Here is a 19,410-nt window from a genome sequence, read left to right as displayed (position 1 = left end):
ACACTACCCCTGAGGAGGCTTTCCATGCGACACGCTACATCCGCTGCCCTGATGCTGGGCGCCTCGGCCATGCTGGCACTGCCTGCCGCCATTGCCGCCGAACGCGTTCAGGTCGTCACCAGTTTCAGCATCCTGGCCGACATGGTGCAGAACGTGGGCGGCGAGCATGTGGAGGTCACCTCGCTGGTCGGCCCCGACAGCGATACTCACGTCTTCTCTCCCAGCCCACGTGATGCGCGCTCGCTCGCCGACGCCGACCTGGTGGTGTTCAACGGCCTGCGGTTCGAAGGCTGGATGGAGCGGTTGATCGGTTCCAGCGACTACAGCGGCCCGCTGGTGACTGCCAGCGACGGCATCGACAAGCTCGACTACCACGGCCAGAACAGCGCGCATGCTCACGGTCACGACGATCATGAGGATGACCACGACGACGACCATGACGACCACGGCCAGGAAGAAGCGGCTGGCCACGACGAACACGACCATGGTGACGACGACCCGCACGGCTGGCAGGACTTGGCCATGGGCAAGGTCTACGTGGGTAACATCCGTGATGGCCTGATCGAGGCGGACCCGGACAACGAGGCCGCCTACCGCGAGAACGCCGAGCGCTACATCAACGAGGTGGAAGCCACCGACGCCGAGATTCGCGAACTTCTGGGCGAAGTCCCCGATTCCACCAGCGTGATCACCGGCCACGACTCCTTCGGCTATTTCGCCAGCGCCTACGGCATTCGCTTCCTCTCGCCGGTGGGGCTCTCCACCGAGGCCGAGCCCAGTGCCGCCGACATGGCACAGCTGATCGACGTGATTCGCGAGCAGAACGTACGCGCCCTGTTCCACGAAAACATGACCAGCCCGGCGGTGATCAATCAGCTCGCCGAGGAGACCGACCTGCCCATCGCCGGCACACTCTATGCCGATGCCCTGGCAGCCGAAGGCGAGGCCAGCACCTATTTGGGCATGATGCGCCACAACGCCCAGGTGCTGCATGACGCCCTGGCCGAAGCGGGCCAAGGCGACCATGGTCACGATGGCGATGACCATGACGATCACGGCCACGATCACTAGGAAGAGAATGGCATGAGCCACGCAGCGCCTCGGTTACCCTCCAGGTAACCGAGGCGCTGCTCGTCGTGGCCTCGAAAGCGTGGCAGCAGGCACGACGATACTCAACACGCACCCGAGGAGCCGAAGCCTTCCACTCGCCTGTCGCGGCGCACCTTCCTCGGGACGGCCGCAGCCGCAAGCGCAGCGGCGGTGCTCAAGCCTGGGCAGTTGCTCGCTCAGGAGCGACCCTGGGATGGCTCTCTCGTGTCATACCCCGACCCGGCCATCGAGGTCATCGATGACCGCTTCAGTGCCTACCGCCTGGCCAATGCGGCGGTCGAGCGCCTGGCGACAGGCTTCCGCTGGGCGGAGGGACCGGTCTATTTCGGCGACGGCGGTTTTCTCGTCTGGAGCGATATCCCCAACAACCGCCAGATGCGCTGGCTCGAGGACACCGGCGAGGTAAGCATCTATCGCGAGCCGTCCCACAATTCCAATGGCAACACGCGGGACCGGGAAGGGCGGCTGCTGACCTGCGAGCACGACACGCGCCGCGTGACCCGCACCGAGCATGACGGCACCATTACCGTGCTGGCAGACGCGTTCGAGGGCAAGCCGCTCAATGCCCCCAACGACATCATCGTGCATCCCGACGGCGGCATCTGGTTCACCGACCCGGGCTACGGCATCCTGATGCATTACGAAGGGCATATCGCCGATTTCGAACTGCCCGAAGCCGTCTATCGCATCGACCCTGACAGTGGCCGACTGCAGAAGATGGCCGAAGTTATGAAGCCCAACGGCATCGCCTTTTCGCCCGACTACTCCCGCCTGTACGTCTCCGATACGGGTGGCACCCATACCCCTGGGCATCCCCACCAGATCCTGGTGTGGGATGTCATGGACGACGGTACCCGCCTGGCCAACGAGCGTCAGTTCGCCGAGGTCGGCCCGGGTTTCATCGACGGCATGGCCACGGACATGGATGGCAACCTCTGGTGCGGGGCGGTCTTCGGTGGCCTGTTCGATGCCGAGGACCACGATGGCGTTCACGTCTATGCCGACGATGGCACCCTGATCGGCAAGATTCATTTGCCGGAGCCCTGCGCCAACGTCTGCTTCGGCGGCCTCAAGCGCAACCGCCTGTTCATGACCGCCAGCCAGTCGCTCTATGCCGTCTATGTCGAGACCCAGGGGGTCGCCGTCTGGGCCGGCAACACGTAGCTCTTCGCGCCAGCGGACGACATACATGAGTGGAGAGGGCAACCCTCCGCTCTTTTCGGCACGCATCCTTCCGTTCTTCCTTCTCGTCCTTCCTTAGCGCTCCTGCTTAGCCCTTCCCTGGCGCTCGACTGGCACGATCCGTCACCGCTTCAATCAGGCCCCCATTTATCGGTTGCCATAAATACGACTCGCCGGCTTGTTTTCACCCTGCGACCTCAGCCTTACCCGCCTCGCAGCAACGAAAGAATGGCACGAAAGGCAAAAATTGTGGCGCGATGGGTAAACCTGACGAACCGCTTTCTTCACTACCATGAACGGGCGTGCCAAGGGCCAGCAGGCCTCTCACAGGCAGCCCACACCCTTTACACAAAAGTTCACCAAACAATACACAGTTTTATCCACAGACGCTCATTTAACGCCGAATACAAGAAAACAATCCAAAGGCCGCATAATGACAATGACACGCCGCTTCGCCCTGGGAGCGCTAGCCGCTTCCATCCTGCTCGCCGGACAGACCGCTCAGGCCGAGATCACCGACAACGAGATCCGCATCGGCTACCTTGCCGACATGTCGGGCCCCTACCGCGATCCCATCGGCCCGAACGGCCTGGAGGCGGTGCAGATGGCCATCGAAGACGTCGGCGGCAGCGTGGCCGGCGCCAGCATCGAAGTCTTCAGCGCCGACGACCGCAACAGCCCCGACGTGGGTTCGAGCGTGGTGCGCGAGTGGATCGACCAGCGCAACGTCGACATGGTCACCGGCCTGGTGGCCTCCTCGGTCACGCTGGCCGCTGTTCAACTGCTGGAAGAGGCGAACCGCCTGGGGCTGGTCAATGGCGCCGTCTCCTCCGGCGTGACCAACGAGAGCTGCTCGCCCAACCATATCCACTGGGTCTACGGCACCTGGGCGATGTCCAACGGCACCGCCAAGGCGATCACCCAGGAGGGCCACAAGAGCTGGTACCTGCTGAGTGCTGACTACTCCTTCGGCCATGCCCTGGAAGGCGACGTGGAGCGGGTGGTCAGCGAGAACGGCGGCACCGTGGTGGGTAAGGCGCGCCACCCCTTCCCCAGCAGCGACTTCTCCTCGTTCATGTTGCAGGCCCAGGCCTCCGGCGCCGAGGTGATCGCGCTCAACAACGCCGGCGCTGATACCTTCAATGCCATCACCACCGCCGGCGAATTCGGCATCACCCAGGCGGGCCAGGTGCTGGCCGGCATGGTGCTGTTCAGTACCGACGTGCGCAGCATCGGTCTGGAGGCCGCCCAGGGACTGCAGTTCACCAAGGCGTGGTACTACGACCTCAACGACGAGACCCGCGCCTGGGCCGAGCGCTTCCGCGAGCGCACCGGCAGCATGCCCACCATGGTCCACGCCGGGCTCTACTCCAGCACCCTGCACTATCTCCAGGCGGTGGATGTCGCCGGCACCGACGAGGCCCAGGCCGTGCGCCGGCAAATGGCCGACACGCCGATCAACGACATCTTCGCCACCGACGGCTACATCCGCGAGGACGGCCGCATGGTCCACGACATGTACCTGGTCGAGGTGAAGACGCCCGAGGAGTCGCAGAACGAGGACGACCTGTTCCGCGTGGTGCGCACCATTCCCGCCGAGGAGGCGTTCCGCCCGCTGTCGGAGAGCAAGTGCCACCTGGTTGACAACACCTGAGCGCTTCGCTTCCGACCCACGAACAAGCACAAGAGGATCGTCATGAGCCACGCATGCAGGAACGCACACAGCAGGATCCAGCGGAACACCATCGGCGCAGCGCTCAGCCGCAGCGCACGCAAGCACCGCGACAGGCTGGCGCTGGCCTTCGAGGGCCGGCGCTGGAGCTACGCCCAGCTCGACCGGGCGGTTAACCGGGTCGCCAACCGCCTGCTGGCGGCGGGCCTGGCCCCGGGCGAACGCCTGGCCGCCTACGGCAAGAACTCCGACGCCTACGCAATCGCCTGGTTGGCCTGCACCCGCGCCGGCCTGGTGCACGTGCCGATCAACTTCGCTCTGAGCGCCGACGAGCTGCGCTACATCCTCGAGCAGTCCGGCGCGGCCGGGCTGCTGAGCGATACCAGCCTGGCCGACAACGTGGCCAGGACCAGCGAAGGCCTCCCCCTCACGCTCGCCGGCACCCTGCACGCCGAAGCGCCGCCAGGCTTTGACGTGCTGCAGGTCGCCCTCGATGAAAGCAGCGACGATAGCGAGCCGGACGTCGTCATCGACGGTGCCAGCCTGGCCCAACTGCTCTACACCTCGGGTACCACGGCGGCACCCAAGGCGGCGATGATGACCCACCAGGCGCTACTCGCCGAGTACATGGCCTGCATGGTCGAGCTAGACATCAAGGGCGACGAGCCGATGCTGGCCGCCCTGCCGCTCTACCACTCGGCACAGATGCACGTGTTCCTGATGCCGGCGTTGTTGCTCGGCGCGCCCGTGCACCTGCGCATGGCGCCGCTGCCCGACGACTGCCTGAGCCAGATCGCAAGCCAGGGCATCGCCTCGTTCTTCGCCCCGCCCACGGTGTGGATCGGCCTGCTGCGCCACCCCGACTTCGACACCTTCGACCTCTCCACGCTGAAGAAGGCCTACTACGGCGCCTCGATCATGCCGGTGCCGGTGCTCGAAGAGCTGCAGCAGCGCCTGCCCGGCGTGGGACTCTACAACTGCTACGGCCAGAGCGAGATCGCCCCGCTGGCCACCGTGCTGCGCCCCGAGGAGCACGCCGAGCGCCCGGCGTCGGCGGGCCGCCCCATCCTCACCGTGGAGACGCGCATCGTCGACCTGGAGATGAACGACGTGCCGACCGGCGAGCATGGCGAGATCGTGCACCGCTCGCCGCAGCTGCTCACCGGCTACTGGGACAAGCCCGAGATGAGCGAGGAAGCCTTCACTGGCGGCTGGTTCCACTCCGGCGACGTGGGCTACTTCGACGAGGCGGGTTACCTCTACGTGGTCGACCGCATCAAGGACGTGATCAACACCGGCGGCGTGGTGGTAGCCAGCCGCGAGGTCGAAGAGGGGCTGTTCACCCACCCCGCCGTCTCCGAGGTGGCCGTGATCGGCCTGCCCGATGCGAAGTGGATCGAGGCCATCACCGCCGTGGTGGTGCTCAAGGAAGGCGCCGAGGTGAGCGAGGAGGAGCTGATCGCCCATGCCAAGGCCCACATGGCGCCCTACAAGGTACCCAAGCGCATCCTGTTCGCCGAGGCCCTGCCCAAGAGCACCGCCGGCAAGATTCTCAAGCGCCACCTGCGCAAGGACCTGAGCTGACCATGACGGAAACGCAAGACGACCTGACGCCGCTGTTCCACGACACCATACGCCGCTTCCTCGAGCAGGAGGTGGCGCCCCACTACGAAGCGTGGGAGGCCGCCGGCGAGATGCCGCGTTCGCTGTGGCAGAAGCTCGGCGAGGCCGGCCTGCTGGGCATCGACCTGCCCGAAGAGATGGGCGGAAGTGGCGCCGACTTCGCCATCGTCCAGCTGGCGCTGGAGGAGATCTCGCGGCAGGGCTTCGGCGGCCTGGCCAGCGCCTACAACATCCACGCCAACATCGTCATGCCCTACCTGCTGCATATCGCCACGCCGGCCCAGCGCGAGCGCTGGCTGCCGGCCATGGCCCGTGGTGAGGCGATCGGCGCCATCGCCATGACCGAGCCCGGCGCCGGCAGCGACCTGGCGGCGATGAAGACCCGCGCCCGCCGCACCGAAGATGGCTGGCGGCTAGACGGCAGCAAGCTGTTCATCACCAACGGCCAGATCGCCGACCTGGTGATTGTCTGCGCCAAGACCGCCCCCGGCGCCGGTGCCCGCGGCGTGTCGCTGTTCCTGGTCGATACCTCGCTTGCCGGCTTCTCCCGCGGCCAGCCGATCAAGAAGATCGGCCAGCACGCCAGCGACACCGCCGAGCTGTTCTTCGACGACCTGCGCCTGCCGGAAGAAGCCCTGCTCGGCGAGGAGGGTTCGGGATTTACCTATCTGATGCAGGAACTGCCCCGCGAGCGACTCGGCGTGGCGGCCCAGGCGCTGGGCGCCATGGAGGGTGCGCTGACGCTGACCCTCGACTATGTGCGCGAGCGCCGCGCCTTCGGCCGTGCCGTGGGCGATTTCCAGAACACCCGCTTCACCCTGGCCGAGGTGCGGGCGCAGATCGACATGGGCCGCGCCTACTTCGAGCAGTGCGTGGCCAGGCATCGCCGCGGCGAGATGAGCAGCACCGACGCCGCCATCCTCAAGCTGCAGCTCAGCGAGATGCAGTGCCGCACCATCGATGCCTGCCTGCAGCTGTTCGGCGGCTATGGTTATACCCGTGAATACCCAATTTCGCGCTTCTACCTGGATGCCCGCGTGCAGACGCTCTACGCCGGCACCTCGGAGATCATGAAGGAAGTGATCGCCCGCTCGCTGCTCGGCAAGAGCACGGCGGTTTGAGCGCTTCGGCTAGAACCGAACGACAAGACCTGAACGATAAGACAAGTGCTGAACGACAGACAGGAGACACACCATGCGGCTCGATTCCGTGGTCATTCTCGGCAGTGCCCGCACCGCCATCGGCAGCTTCGGCGGCAGCCTGGCCGGGCTCGCCCCGCATGAGCTGGGCACCGTGACCGCCCGCGAGGCGCTGGCCCGCGCCGGCGTCGAGGCCGGCGAGGTCGACCACGCCGTCTACGGCCACATAATCACCACCAGCCCGCAGGACGCCTACCTGGCGCGCCACATCGCCCTGGAGGCAGGCCTGCCCGCGGGCGCGGCGGCGTTCAACGTCAACCGCCTGTGCGGCTCCGGCGTACAGGCGATCCTCTCAGCCGCCCAGCAGATCGTGCTGGGCGACAGCCACCTGGCGTTGGCCGGTGGCGCCGAGTCGATGAGCCGCGGCGCCTACCTACTGCCGCCCCAGGCACGCAACGGCCTGCGCATGGGCCACGCCAGCGTCACCGACCTGACCTTGGGCGTGCTCAGCGACCCCTTCGGCAGCGGCCACATGGGCGTGACCGCCGAGAACATCGCCCAGCGCTGCGGGCTCGAGCGCGAGGAGATCGACCGCTTCGCCGTGGAGAGCCACCGCAAGGCCGCCCGCGCCATTGCCGAGGGTCGCTTCGATGGGCAGATCGTCCCGGTCACCGTGCGTGAGGGCAAGAACGAGCGCCAGTTCGACCGCGACGAGCACGTGCGCGACGGCGTGACGCTGGAGGATCTCGCTCGGCTCAGGCCCGCCTTCGCCAAGGAGGGCGTGGTCACCGCCGGCAACGCCTCGGGCATCAATGACGGCGCCGCCACGCTGGTGCTGGCCCACGCCGACGAGGCCGCCCGCCGCGGCCTCTCGCCCCGCGCCCGGCTGATCGGTGCCAGCACCGCCGGGGTCGAACCCAGCGTGATGGGCCTGGGGCCGATCCCCGCCGTTCGCCGCTGCCTCGACGAGGCCGGGCTCTCCATCGCCGATATCGACGTGATCGAATCCAACGAGGCCTTCGCCGCCCAGGCCATGGCGGTGGCCCAGGAGCTCGACTTTCCCGCCGAGCGGCTCAACCCCAATGGCGGCGCCGTGGCGCTGGGGCACCCGGTCGGCGCCACTGGCGCGATCCTCACCATCAAGGCGCTGGCCGAGCTGGAGCGCACCGGCGGCCGCTACGGGCTGATCACCCTGTGCATCGGCGGCGGCCAAGGCATCGCCCTGTTGATCGAGAGAACGGCTTAGGCAAGCGCCCTCTCAGGACGCATACAACGACAAGGAGCCGCATATGAACACCGTCACACCGAAGATTCTTCCCGCCACGCCCTCCGCGACCAACCCGCCGCTGCTGATCGGCGAGCTGCTCGACTCGGGCGTGCGCATGGCCGGCGACAACCAGATCGTCTACCGCGACCTGAGCCGCCACGACTACCGCCGCTTCCGCGAGCGGGTGCACCAGCTTGCCCATGTTCTCAGCGCCCAGGGCGTCGAAGCCGGCGACGTGGTAGCGGTGCTCGATTGGGACAGCCACCGCTACTTGGAAGCATTCTTCGCTATACCCATGCTCGGCGCGGTGCTGCATACCGTGAACGTGCGACTCTCGCCGGAGCAGATTCACTACACCATGGAGCACGCCGAGGACGACTTCGTGCTGGTGCACGAGGATTTCGTGTCGCTGCTCGAACCCCTAGCTTCTCGCCTCCCACGCATACGTGGCTACCTGCTATGCCAGGACGCCCCGGCCCAGCGCGAGAGTTCGCTCAACCTGGTCGGCGAATACGAGGCGCTGCTGGCCGAGCAGCCGACCCGCTACGATTTCCCCACCTTCGACGAAAACGCGGTGGCCACGCTGTTCTACACCACCGGCACTACCGGCAACCCAAAGGGCGTGTTCTTCACTCACCGCCAGTTGGTGCTGCACACCCTGGGCGAAGCCAGCGCCTTCCAGACGCCGGGCTTCGAGCTGCTCAACCGCGACAAGGTGTACATGCCGATCACGCCGATGTTCCACGTACATGCGTGGGGCGTGCCCTACACCGCCACGCTGATGGGCGCTACCCAGGTCTACCCCGGGCGCTACGAGCCGGAGATGCTGGTCAAGCTGCTGGTGGGTGAAAAAGTCGACTTCTCTCACTGCGTGCCGACCCTGCTCAACATGGTGGTCAGCGCCGAGGCGATCGCCTCGGGCAAGGTCGACCTCTCTGGATGGAAGGTGCTGGTGGGCGGCAGTGCGCTGACCCAGCCGCTGGCGCAGAGGGCTCGGGAACTGGGCATCGACACTCGCAGCGCCTATGGCATGTCCGAGACCTGCCCACTGCTCACCGCCGACATCCTGCCTCGGGACATCAACGAGGCCGACTTCGAGACCCAGCTGCCGTGGCGTTGCAAGGCCGGTATGGCCGTGCCTCTGGTACACCTGCAGGTGGTGGACGAGAGCGGCAACGCCCTACCCCACGACGGCGAGAGCGTGGGCGAGGTTCGCGTACGCGCCCCCTGGCTGACTCAGGGCTACTACAAGGAGGAGGCCCGCAGCGAGGAGCTGTGGCGCGACGGCTGGCTGCATACCGGCGACGTGGCGGTACTCGACGAGCGCGGCTTCCTGCAGATCCACGACCGCATCAAGGACGTGATCAAGACCGGCGGCGAATGGATCTCCTCGCTGGAGCTGGAGAACCTGATCGGCCAGTGTCCGGGCATTTCGGAGGTGGCTGTGATCGGTGTCCCCGACGAGAAGTGGGGCGAACGCCCCGCGGCGCTGGCAGTGCCCAGCGACCTCAATAACCCGCCCCAGGCGGAGGAGGTGCAGGCCTTCCTGGAGCGCTTCGTCGAGGAGGGCCGCATCAACCGCTGGGCGATTCCGTCGTTCGTGCGCTTTGTCGACGAGATTCCCAAGACCAGCGTGGGCAAGCTCGACAAGAAGCGCATTCGCCAGGAGGTCTGAATCAGGAGATGCGGGAGAGGGGGACTAGAGCCCGCCGATAGGCGGCGGGGGAGTTCCCCGTCCAGCCCTTGAAGGCGCGGCTGAAGCACGCCAGGTCGGTGAAGCCCAGTTCGTCGGCAATGGCCGGCAGCGGGCGCTCGGAGCGGGTCAACGCCTGGATGGCAACGTCGCGGCGGAATTCGTCCTTCACCGCCTGGAAATGCGTACCCTCGTCGGCCAGTCGACGCGATAGGGTACGCACCGACATGTGCAGCGCCCTGGCCACGTCGTGCACCGAGCCCGAAGTAGCCAGGTGCCGCGTGAGGTGTTCGCGTACCCGGTGCGAGACCAGCCGATCGGCGAAGGAGACGTAGAACCAGTCGGCGGGTGCCCGGCGCAGGAAGGCGCCAAGGTGCTGTTTGGTCTGGCGGATCGGCTGTTCGAGCAGGGCGGCGTCGAAGTAGATGGCGGTCTGCGGCCGCTCGAAGCTCACCTTGCCCGGGTAGAAGTAGAGATAGTCGGCGCTGTGGGCCGGCTGGGTATAGGCGCACTCCATTATCAGCGGCGGGATCTTGCGTGCGATCATCCACGAGGCGATGCCGTGGAACAGCTTGAGCATCAGCTCGTGGATGAGAATGCGACTGCCCGCTGGCGGCCGGTGCTCCACCAGCGCCACCCGCGCCAGGCCGTTCTCGACGCTGTACTCATAGCCAAAGTCGTCCATTACGATGCGGAAGAACAGCATGTAGCGGTGCAGCGCCACTTTCAGCGTCGGTGCCTCCAGCACGCTCAGGCAAAGCAGCTTCAGCGTACCCCCGCGCAGCGGCCTGGCGAAGAAGCCCGGCGTCTCGTCGTCGTGCTCGTTGACCAGCAGGCGATAGAGCGTGGCGAACTGCTCCACGGTCACCCGGCCGTGAGGGGCACTGAGAAGAAACGGCGAAATCCCGGCACGGGCAAGATACGCCTCGCGAGCCGCTTCGTCCTCGGGCACGCCACGAAACAGCTCGTTGACGAAATGCATGGATACCGTGACGGACACTTCCCACTTCCCCTATGTTCCGGCTGACGACATCAGGCCGCGTGGTCATGGTAAGTTACCCGCAGCCTTGGCCAGATACTCTGCGACCAAGGGATCATCGCCGCGACATCGACGGGAGCCGCCATGCTCGAATTTCGCCAGGTTCATAAAGCCTACGCCACGCCCCAAGGGCCGCTCGCGGTGCTCGCTGCCGTCGACCTCGAGCTGCGCCCCGGCAAGAGCCTGGCGCTGATGGGCGAGTCCGGCAGCGGCAAGTCGACGCTCTTGCACCTGGCGGCCGGGCTCGACCTCCCCGACAGCGGCGAGGTACTCGTCGCCGGCCGTTCAATCTCTGAGCTGGACGAACCGACCCGTGCCCGGCTGCGGCGCGATACGCTGGGGTTGGTGTTCCAGCAGTTCCACCTGGTACCGAGCCTGAGCGTGAGTGACAACCTGCGGTTGCAGGCGCGGCTGGCCAAGCGCGAAAAACCGGAGTGGTCGGCTCACCTGACCGAGCGCCTGGGCCTGGCGGGCCTCGAGCGGCGCTACCCGGAGCAGCTCTCGGGCGGCCAGCAGCAACGCCTGGCCATCGGCCGCGCGCTGGCACCTCGTCCCGCCCTGCTGCTCGCCGACGAGCCGACCGGCAACCTCGACGAAACCACCGCCACTGAGGTGCTCGAGCTGCTGCTGGACCTGGTTCGCGAGGCCGGCAGCGCCCTGCTGATGGTGACTCACAGCCCCCAGGTGGCGGCCCCGCTGGACCGCTGCCTGCGGCTGACCCATGGCCGGCTCGAGCCGCCTTCCGGCCCGGAGGCGAGCCGCCGCTGATGCTGACCGCCTTGGCGACAATGCTTTCGCACTACAAGCGCCACCCCGGCCAGCTCGCCATGCTGCTGCTGGGGCTGTGGGTGGCCGGTGCGCTGTGGAGCGGCGTGCAGGCGATCAACGCCTCGGCACGCGACAGTTATGCCCGCGCCGAGGCGCTGTTCACCACCGGGCTCGACCGCCTGGAGCGCCGCGACGGCGAGCCGCTGACCCGCGACGACTACCTGCGCCTGCGCCGCGCCGGCCTGCCTGTCTCGCCGCTGCTCGAGGGCACGCTGGTAGCACCCGACGGTACCGAGCTGCGCGTGATCGGTATCGACCCCTTCACCCTGCCCGGCGACAGCGCCTTCGCCGCCGCCACGAGCCAGGGCGAGCTGACCGATTTTCTCACCCCGCCGTGGCAGACCCGCATCGCCCCGGACACCTTGCCTGCGCTGGGCATGAACGCCCGCGAGGCCCTCGGCGCCGAGCCGCACCTGGCCGAAGGCCGGCTGCCGCCGTTGGTGCTCTCCCCCATGCTGCCCCCCGGCACCCTGGTCATGGATATCGCCGCCGCCGCGGTGCTGCTCGACAGCGGCGAGCGGCTGTCGCGCCTGGTCAGTGCGCCCGGCGCACTCGAACGCGCCCCCAAGGGGCTGGTGCTGACCCGGTCGGCGACGCTGGTCTCGCCCGGCCAGCTCACCGAGAGCTTCCACCTCAACCTCACCGCCATGGCGCTACTGGCACTGGTGGTCGGCCTGTTCATCGTCCAGGCCGCCCTGGGCCTGGCGTTGGAGCAGCGCCTGGGCATGCTGCGCACGCTGCGTGCTCTCGGCGTGTCGGGGCGCGGGCTGGTCGGGCTGCTGGCGTTGGAGCTTGTGCTGCTGGGCGTCATTGGCGCCCTGGCCGGCATCGTCAGCGGCGTGTGGCTGGCCCGAGTGCTGCTGCCCGACGTGGCCGCCACCCTGGGTAGCCTGTATGGCGCCGATGTAGCGGTCACGCTCAACCTGCCTTGGCACTACTGGTTCGGCGGGCTCGGCGTCACCCTGGGCGGACTGCTATTGGCCGGCAGCGGTGTACTGTGGCGGGCCGCCAAGCTGAGCGTGCTAGGTCTGGGCCAGGTCCAGGCCTGGCGCGCCGGCTTCTACCGCCAGCTGCGCGGCATGAGCCTGGCGGGAGGCGGCGTTGCGGCAGTCGGGCTCGTGCTGTGGGCGTGGATAGTACGTCAGCCCGCCGGTGAGGGTCTGCTGGCCGGCTTCGGCCTGATCGCCGCGCTGCTGCTGGCCAGTGCCCTGCTGCTGCCCCCGCTGATCGCCCTGATCCTGGCCGGGCTCGGCCGGTTGATGCGGCACCGCCCGCTGGGGCAGTGGGCGCTGGCCGACCTGCAGCTGCAGCTGCCGCGGCTGGCACTGGCGATGATGGCGCTGCTGATCGCGCTCTCCGCCAACCTGGGCGTGAGCAGCATGGTGGGCGGCTTTCGCCTCACCTTCCTCGACTGGCTCGACCAGCGCCTAGTGGCGGACTACTACCTGCGCCCGGCCCCCGAGCAGTTCGATACGGTGCAGGCGTGGCTGGCCGAGCGTCCCGAGGTCGCCGAACTGCTGCCGACCCGCCATGCCGAGGCAACATTGCTCGAGATCGATAGCCCCGGAGGATTGCGCTCGCCGCAGCTGCCGGTCGGCCTCTACGGCATCACCCCCGGCGAGACGCTGATGCCGAGCTGGCCGCTGCTCGCGACCCAGGTTGGGCGCGACGCCGCCTGGCAGGACTTCGCCGCGGGCGAGGCCGCCTTCGTCAACGAACAGCTCGCCATTGACCAGGACCTGGCGCCGGGCGATCGCCTGACGCTGACGGCACCGGGTGGCCAGGAGACGCTGACGATCGCAGCCGTCTACCCCGACTACGGCAACACCCGCGGCGAGGTGCTGCTGGCCACGCCGCAGCTGGCCGAACGCTTCGCCGCCACGCTCAGCTCGATCGGCATCGCACTCACCGCGGGTGCCGACGAGGTTGAGCTGCGTGACGCGCTGCGCCAGCGGTTCGCGCTCGGCAGCGATGCGCTGGTGGACCAGCGCGAGGTGAAGCGGGTCTCCGTCGAGATCTTCGAACGCACCTTCACCATCACCCGGGCGCTCAGTGTGTTGACCCTGGCCGTGGCCGCCCTGGCCCTGCTCGCGAGCCTGCTGGCCCAGGCACGGGAGCGCCGGCGCCAGCTCGCCCCGCTGTGGGCGCTGGGCGTGCCGCGCGCCCGGCTGGTCACCGTTCAACTGGCACAGCTCGGCGGCATGGCGCTGGCCGTCGGCGCCCTTGCCGTGCCGCTGGGCAGCCTGCTCGCGCTGGGGCTGGTGGCGGTGATCAATGTCGCCGCCTTCGGCTGGCGCCTGCCGCTGCACGTCTTCCCCGGCGACGTTCTCCTGACCCTGGCGACCGCCGGCGCAGTAGCGCTGCTTGCCGCGGCGCTACCCGCGGCCCGCCTGTGGCGCACGCCGCCCCGCGCCCTGCTGGCCGAGGAGGGCGGCACATGAGGCCCTGGTTGGTTGTCGCGCTCCTGCTGCTGACGCTGGCCGGCTGCGGCGAGGAAACGCCGTCCGGCGAACCCGCCGGCTTCGCCGGCCTGGGCGAGGCGGCCGGCGACTTCTCCCAGGCCGGCCCGGACATCACGCTGCGCTTCCCCGAGGATCACGCCGCTCACCCGGACTATCGCATCGAATGGTGGTACCTCACCGCCAACCTCGAGGACGAGCACGGCGAACCGCTGGGCCTGCAGTGGACACTGTTCCGCCAGGCGCTCACTCCCCCTGAGCAGCAACCCGAGCCTACTCCGTGGGCCGCCGATCAGCTGTGGATGGCGCACATGGCGGTCTCCCGGGGCGACACCCACCGGGTAGCCGAGCGCTTCGCTCGCAGCCATAGCGCCAGCGACAGTAGCCAGGCGGGAGCGGTCGCCGAGCCGTTCGCGGCCTGGATCGACCATTGGCAGCTGGCCAGCCATATAGAAACATCAGACGAGGCGAGCGAAACCGACACCTTCGCCGAGTTGCAATTGACGGCGCACCAGGACGACGAGCACGGCGGCTTCGGCTACGATCTGACCCTCACCGCCGAGGGTCCGCTGGTGCTGCATGGGGCCGAAGGTTTCAGTCAGAAGTCCGCCAACGGCCAGGGTTCGATGTACTACAGCCAGCCCTTCTGGCGCATCGAAGGCGAGGTGATGCTGGACGGCGAGACGCGCGCGGTGAGCGGGCGCGGCTGGCTCGATCGCGAATGGAGCAGCCAGCTGCTCGACGAGCGCCAGCAGGGCTGGGACTGGTTCTCGCTGCACCTGGATAGCGATCACAAGCTGATGGCCTTTCAACTGCGCGGCGGCGGCGCGGACGGTGGCGACTACCGCTCGGGCACCTGGATTGCCCCGAGCGGCGAGCCCATCGCGCTTGGCCCCGACGAGATCGACATGACGCCGCTCGAAACACAGCAGGTTGCGGGACGCGAGGTGCCGACCCGTTGGCGTCTGGAGGTTCCCGGCGCCGGGCTCGATTTGATCGTCGAGGCGCCCCATGCCGAGCGCTGGATGGATACCAGCGTGTCCTACTGGGAGGGTGAAGTGGTCGCACGCGACGGCGATAGCGGTAAAGATATGGGCATTGGCTATCTGGAAATGACGGGTTACTGACGCTGCGCGAGGAGGGACCATGAACCTGCTGGACGCCATGACCGCCTACGTGCGCGTCGCCGAACTCGGCAGCTATACCCGCGCGGCGGAGACGCTGGACCTGTCGCGCACGCGGATCTCACGGCTGATCATGGAACTCGAGAGCCACCTGGGCGTGCGCTTGCTGCAGCGTACCACCCGGCGACTGCATCTCACCGAAGCCGGCGAAAGCTACCTCGCCCGCGCCCAGGGCATCCTGCAATCGCTGGAAGAGGCCGAAGCCGAGCTGGGCGCCGGCAGCACCGAGGTGTGCGGCCGGCTGCGGGTCAACGGCCCGATGTCCTTCGGCATGCGCTTCCTCTCCCCTGTCATCACCCGCTTCATGCTCGAGCACCCTGCTCTTGAGGTACGCCTCGACCTCAACGATCGCCGGGTGGACCTGTTGGAGGAGGGCTACGACCTGGCGATCCGCATCGGCAGCCTGCCCGATTCCAGCCTGGTGGTGCGCCGCCTGGCGCGCTGCCGCATGGTACCGTGTGCCTCACCCGACTACCTGGCACGCTTCGGCGAACCGCGCACTCTGGCCGAACTGGCCGAGCATCGCTGCCTGCGCTATCGCACGGCCCGCGGCTCCGACTGGCAGTTCGGCAGTGAGCGCCTGGCGGTCCATGGACCGCTGGAGAGCAATAACGGCGACGTGCTGACCCAGGCCGCCGAAGCCGGGCTGGGCATCGCCCACCAGCCGAGCTTCCTGATTCACGAAAGCATCAGGAGCGGGCGCCTGGTGCCGTTGCTGATCGAGGAAGCCAGCGTGACCATCGGCATTCATGGCGTCTACCCCGCGCGGCGCCACCTGCCGGCCAAGGTTGAACGCCTGCTCGACTTCCTGGCCGAGGCGTGGGGGGATCCTCCCGAATGGGAGCGGGAGATGGGATTGTCGCCTCTCGCGCAATGATGTTGTTCACGTGACGATGATTATCCCAAGAAGCGCGCAGCGTAAAGTGAAGGCATCCCTGACGATAACGGAGTCCTTCCCATGCAATCGCAAGCCACTCAAGCCAGCCCCTCGTTGGCCAACGCCTCACAGAGCCAATCTATCCAGGCCCACGCCACCGCCCTGCTGCGCGTGTCGCTCGGCGTCATGGCCCTGGCCCACGGCCTGCTCAAGGTATTCGTCTTCACCGTGCCCGGCACCGTCGGCTACTTCGAGTCGATCGGCCTGCCCGGCTTCATCGCCTACCTGACCATTCTGGCCGAAGTCGGCGGCGGCCTGGCCCTGCTGTTCGGTGTCTACACCCGCTGGGTGAGCCTGGCATTGATTCCGGTACTGCTCGGCGCCGCCTGGGTGCATGCCGGCAACGGCTGGGTGTTCTCCAATGAAGGCGGCGGCTGGGAGTATCCAGTGTTCTGGGCGATCGCCTTGCTGGTTCAGGCAGGCCTCGGCAGCGGTAGCCTGGTGCTCAGCCGTCGCTTCGCCTGAGCGGCCTCCGCCCCTATCATTTACAAGATGGCGTCGCCCCGCGGCGCCATATGTCGAGGAGCATCGCCATGTTGCCCAGCCTGTTCATCTCCCACGGCTCGCCCATGCTGGCGCTGACCGAGACGCCGGCGCACGATTTTCTGCGCGATTTCGGCCAGACACTCTCGCCCAAGGCCATTGTCGTGGTCTCGGCCCACTGGGCCAGCGAGCGCCTGCTGGTGAGCACCAGTGCACACCCCGAGACCATCCACGACTTCGGCGGCTTCCCCCGCGCGCTTTTCGAGTGCCAGTACCCGGCGCCGGGCGAGCCTGAGCTGGCATTGCGCTTGGCTCGCAAGCTCAACGCCGTGCCGGTGGAGCGTGGCCTGGACCACGGCGCCTGGGTGCCGCTGTCGCTGATGTTTCCCGCCGCCGACGTGCCGGTGGTGTCGCTGTCGCTGCCGGTCAGCTGGTCGAACCAGGCCTTGCTAGCGCTGGGGGAGACGCTGTCGAAGCTGCGTGAAGAGGGCGTGCTGATCGTCGGCTCGGGCAGCCTGACCCACAACCTCGCCGAGATGCAGGCAGAGGGCACACCGATGCCGGCCTGGGTCGGCGAATTCAGCGACTGGATACACGAGAAGCTGACGAGCGGCGAGCGCAGCGCCCTGCTCGAGTGGGAAAGCGCCCCGCAAGCGCGGCGCAACCACCCCACGCCCGAGCACTTTCAGCCGCTGCTGGTGGCGCTGGGCGCGGGTGGCGAGGCCAGCCGCCTGCACCACAGCGTGGAGCACGGCGTGCTGGCGATGGACCTCTACGCCCTCGCCTGAGGGCGCACGGCAGTCAGTCGCCCAACTGCGCCAGGCGGTCGGCCTGGACCACCTCGATCCAGTAGCCGTCCATGTCCTTGACGAACACCACGTTCTTCATCTTGCCCTGGTCGGAGCGCTTGACGAAGGTAACGTCGTTGGCGTCGAACCACGCTTCGGCGGCCTCGAGGTCCGGTACCGAAAAACAGATGTGGCTGAAGCCTTGAGGCTCGGCGTTACCGTCATGGTAGGCGAAGTCGTCCTGACTCTCGGTGCCCCAGTTGTGGGTGAGTTCCAGCAGCCCCTTCTGACGAAAAGTCCATACCGTGCGCTCGCCCTCGTCCTCGGGCGCCTGCTCGCTCGCCCCCAGCTTGGCCAGGAAATAGAGCGAAAAGCCCAGTTCCTCGAAGTCGAGCCGACGCAGGACCTGCATGCCGAACACTCGGGTGTAGAAGGCCAATGCCTTCTCCGGGTCCTTGACCCGCAGCATGGTGTGGTTGAGGCGAAAGCCCTGCGATTCCGCCGTTGGCGCCTTCACGCCGGGGTGCTGCTCTCCCTTGAAGCTCATGCCTCTCTCCTTTGCGATGCATTCGATAGCCACGATGATGCTTATCGCTTCGACGTTTTTCCAGCCGCGAGCGGCTGCCATGACCCTTCGGTTCACGCTAAAGTAGGGAAAGTATCAGTTCACGGGGGCCACCGATGCCGACCTCACCACTCGCCACTGCACCAAGGCCACAGCATTGTGCCGCCGGGCGCTTGCTGTGCCGCTTGGTTGGCCTGTTGGCGCTGGCGCTGCTGGCCGGTTGCGCCAGCCGGGACCTGGCGACCCATGATCCAGGACCCGGCTCGGAGGGCCTCTCCATCGAGCGGGCACTGATCCTGGCCAGCGCGAAGAGTGCGCTGGGTACGCCCTATCGCTATGGCGGCAATACCCCGTCGGGGCTCGACTGCTCGGGGCTGGTGGAGATGGTCTACAGTTCGGCGGGCATCCGGGTACCGCGCACCGCCGACGAGCAGTACCGCGCCCTGCCCAGCGTGAAGCAGGCCCAGCCGGGCGACCTGCTGTTCTTCGGCGACCGGCGCAAGGCCACCCATGTGGGGATCTATCGCGGCAACGGCCAGATGATCCATGCCCCCGGTAGCGGCCGCAAGGTCACCAGTGTGCCGCTGCATATCGACTACTGGCAGGATAGGTTCCTGAGGGCCGCCGGCCCAGCGCCCTGACTTCGCCTTACCCGAAAATTGCCTGCGCTTGGCCATACTGCGTTAAAAATCGACTCAATATACTCATTTACTCCATGTAAACTCCGTTATCTCATCGATTTTTCCCTTGCCTGGCCTGCGCTCGCCGACTTTTCGGACAAGGCTCTCCAATTTCTGAGGCTTTTCATGCGCCTAGATCTTTCCCTCTATCTGGTAACCGACCCTGAACTCTGCGCCCGCCATGGCCTGGTGGAAACCGCGGTGGCTGCGGTGCGTGGCGGTGTCACTATCGTGCAGCTGCGTGACAAGCAGGCCTCCGACGACGAGCTGATCGACCAGGCGCGGCGCCTCAAGGCAGCGTTGGCCGGCAGCGGCGTGCCGTTGATCATCAACGATCGCCTGGCGGTGGCGGTGGCGAGTGGCGCCGACGGCCTGCATCTCGGTCAGGATGACGGCGACGTGGCCATGGCCCGGGCCGAGCTGGGCGAGGGCGCGATTATTGGCCTCTCGGTGCAGAACCACGACCAGCTCGCCCGACTCGACGCGGGGGCGCTGGACTACCTCGGCCTCGGCCCGGTGTTCGCTACCTCAACCAAGCGCAATCACGCCACGCCGCTGGGCTTCGATGGCCTGGCATCACTGGTGGCGGCAAGTCCCCTGCCGGCGGTGGCCATCGGCGGGCTCAAGGCAGAACATGCACGCCGGGTACGCGCGGCCGGGGCGAAGGGACCGGCGGTAGTGTCGGGGATCTGCGGCCAGCCGGACCCGGAAACTGCCGCCCGGGCGTTCTTCGGCGCTTGAAAAAGCAATAGGAATAACGG

Annotated in this window: 17 protein-coding genes; 15 read left to right on the top strand and 2 right to left on the bottom strand. The window is 67.2% G+C overall.

What is annotated here, in order from left to right; genetic code table 11:
* Positions 1–24: 24 nt before the first annotated feature.
* From HNO52_RS01305 to HNO52_RS01270, 7 genes are all read left to right on the top strand, one after another.
* Positions 25–1,071 carry a metal ABC transporter solute-binding protein, Zn/Mn family gene (locus HNO52_RS01305; protein ID WP_197567293.1) on the top strand — a complete coding sequence of 349 codons (1,047 nt, stop codon included), beginning with the start codon at positions 25–27 and terminating at the stop codon, positions 1,069–1,071.
* A 138-nt stretch (positions 1,072–1,209) separates the two neighbouring features.
* Complete coding sequence (locus HNO52_RS01295) at positions 1,210–2,274, top strand: SMP-30/gluconolactonase/LRE family protein (protein ID WP_442907170.1); 1,065 nt, start codon at positions 1,210–1,212, stop codon at positions 2,272–2,274.
* A 451-nt stretch (positions 2,275–2,725) separates the two neighbouring features.
* Positions 2,726–3,946, top strand: coding sequence for an ABC transporter substrate-binding protein (locus HNO52_RS01290; RefSeq protein WP_197567291.1), 1,221 nt, complete (start codon positions 2,726–2,728; stop codon positions 3,944–3,946).
* Between the two features lie 42 nt (positions 3,947–3,988).
* Positions 3,989–5,548, top strand: a complete 1,560-nt coding sequence (locus HNO52_RS01285) for a fatty acyl-CoA synthetase (RefSeq protein WP_197567290.1) — start codon at positions 3,989–3,991, stop codon at positions 5,546–5,548.
* Between the two features lie 2 nt (positions 5,549–5,550).
* Positions 5,551–6,708, top strand: coding sequence for an acyl-CoA dehydrogenase family protein (locus HNO52_RS01280; protein WP_197567289.1), 1,158 nt, complete (start codon positions 5,551–5,553; stop codon positions 6,706–6,708).
* 73 nt (positions 6,709–6,781) lie between these two features.
* Positions 6,782–7,972 carry a beta-ketothiolase BktB gene (gene bktB, locus HNO52_RS01275; protein WP_197567288.1) on the top strand — a complete coding sequence of 397 codons (1,191 nt, stop codon included), beginning with the start codon at positions 6,782–6,784 and terminating at the stop codon, positions 7,970–7,972.
* A 43-nt stretch (positions 7,973–8,015) separates the two neighbouring features.
* A complete protein-coding gene (locus tag HNO52_RS01270) occupies positions 8,016–9,668 on the top strand; it encodes a fatty acid--CoA ligase (protein ID WP_197567287.1) in 1,653 nt (550 codons plus the stop codon).
* A 1-nt stretch (position 9,669) separates the two neighbouring features.
* On the opposite strand, the gene HNO52_RS01265 is transcribed toward HNO52_RS01270, so the two are convergent.
* Positions 9,670–10,686 carry an AraC family transcriptional regulator gene (locus HNO52_RS01265; protein WP_197567286.1) on the bottom strand — a complete coding sequence of 339 codons (1,017 nt, stop codon included), beginning with the start codon at positions 10,684–10,686 and terminating at the stop codon, positions 9,670–9,672.
* A 123-nt stretch (positions 10,687–10,809) separates the two neighbouring features.
* Between HNO52_RS01265 and HNO52_RS01260 the strand changes: the two genes are divergently transcribed.
* From HNO52_RS01260 to HNO52_RS01235, 6 genes are all read left to right on the top strand, one after another.
* Positions 10,810–11,493, top strand: a complete 684-nt coding sequence (locus HNO52_RS01260; protein ID WP_197567285.1) for an ABC transporter ATP-binding protein — start codon at positions 10,810–10,812, stop codon at positions 11,491–11,493.
* Positions 11,493–13,994 carry an FtsX-like permease family protein gene (locus HNO52_RS01255; RefSeq protein ID WP_197567284.1) on the top strand — a complete coding sequence of 834 codons (2,502 nt, stop codon included), beginning with the start codon at positions 11,493–11,495 and terminating at the stop codon, positions 13,992–13,994. The genes HNO52_RS01260 and HNO52_RS01255 overlap by 1 nt, the downstream gene beginning before the upstream one ends.
* Positions 13,991–15,139: a lipocalin-like domain-containing protein gene (locus HNO52_RS01250; protein ID WP_197567283.1), complete on the top strand. Its 1,149-nt coding sequence runs from the start codon at positions 13,991–13,993 to the stop codon at positions 15,137–15,139. The genes HNO52_RS01255 and HNO52_RS01250 overlap by 4 nt, the downstream gene beginning before the upstream one ends.
* 19 nt (positions 15,140–15,158) lie before the next feature.
* Entirely contained in the window at positions 15,159–16,073 is a 915-nt protein-coding gene (locus HNO52_RS01245; RefSeq protein WP_197567282.1) for a LysR family transcriptional regulator, read from the top strand.
* Positions 16,074–16,154: 81 nt separating this feature from the next.
* Positions 16,155–16,598: a DoxX family protein gene (locus HNO52_RS01240; RefSeq protein WP_197567281.1), complete on the top strand. Its 444-nt coding sequence runs from the start codon at positions 16,155–16,157 to the stop codon at positions 16,596–16,598.
* Between the two features lie 68 nt (positions 16,599–16,666).
* The gene (locus HNO52_RS01235) at positions 16,667–17,404 is read left to right on the top strand and encodes a DODA-type extradiol aromatic ring-opening family dioxygenase (RefSeq protein ID WP_197567280.1); all 738 of its coding nucleotides are present in this window, start codon (positions 16,667–16,669) and stop codon (positions 17,402–17,404) included.
* Positions 17,405–17,417: 13 nt separating this feature from the next.
* Here HNO52_RS01235 and gloA read toward each other — a convergent pair whose 3' ends face one another.
* The gene (gene gloA, locus HNO52_RS01230) at positions 17,418–17,951 is read right to left on the bottom strand and encodes a lactoylglutathione lyase (RefSeq protein ID WP_197567279.1); all 534 of its coding nucleotides are present in this window, start codon (positions 17,949–17,951) and stop codon (positions 17,418–17,420) included.
* 134 nt (positions 17,952–18,085) lie between these two features.
* On the opposite strand from gloA, the gene HNO52_RS01225 reads away from it, so the two are divergent.
* Positions 18,086–18,610, top strand: coding sequence for a C40 family peptidase (locus tag HNO52_RS01225; RefSeq protein ID WP_197567278.1), 525 nt, complete (start codon positions 18,086–18,088; stop codon positions 18,608–18,610).
* Positions 18,611–18,775: 165 nt separating this feature from the next.
* Positions 18,776–19,390, top strand: coding sequence for a thiamine phosphate synthase (gene thiE, locus HNO52_RS01220; RefSeq protein WP_197567277.1), 615 nt, complete (start codon positions 18,776–18,778; stop codon positions 19,388–19,390).
* Positions 19,391–19,410: the final 20 nt, after the last annotated feature.

Source organism: Halomonas sp. MCCC 1A13316 (assembly GCF_014931605.1).
In the GTDB taxonomy this organism is placed as follows: Bacteria; Pseudomonadota; Gammaproteobacteria; order Pseudomonadales; family Halomonadaceae; genus Halomonas.
The sequence above is the reverse complement of the archived record's forward strand: the minus strand, read 5'-3'. Positions and strand labels throughout refer to the sequence as shown.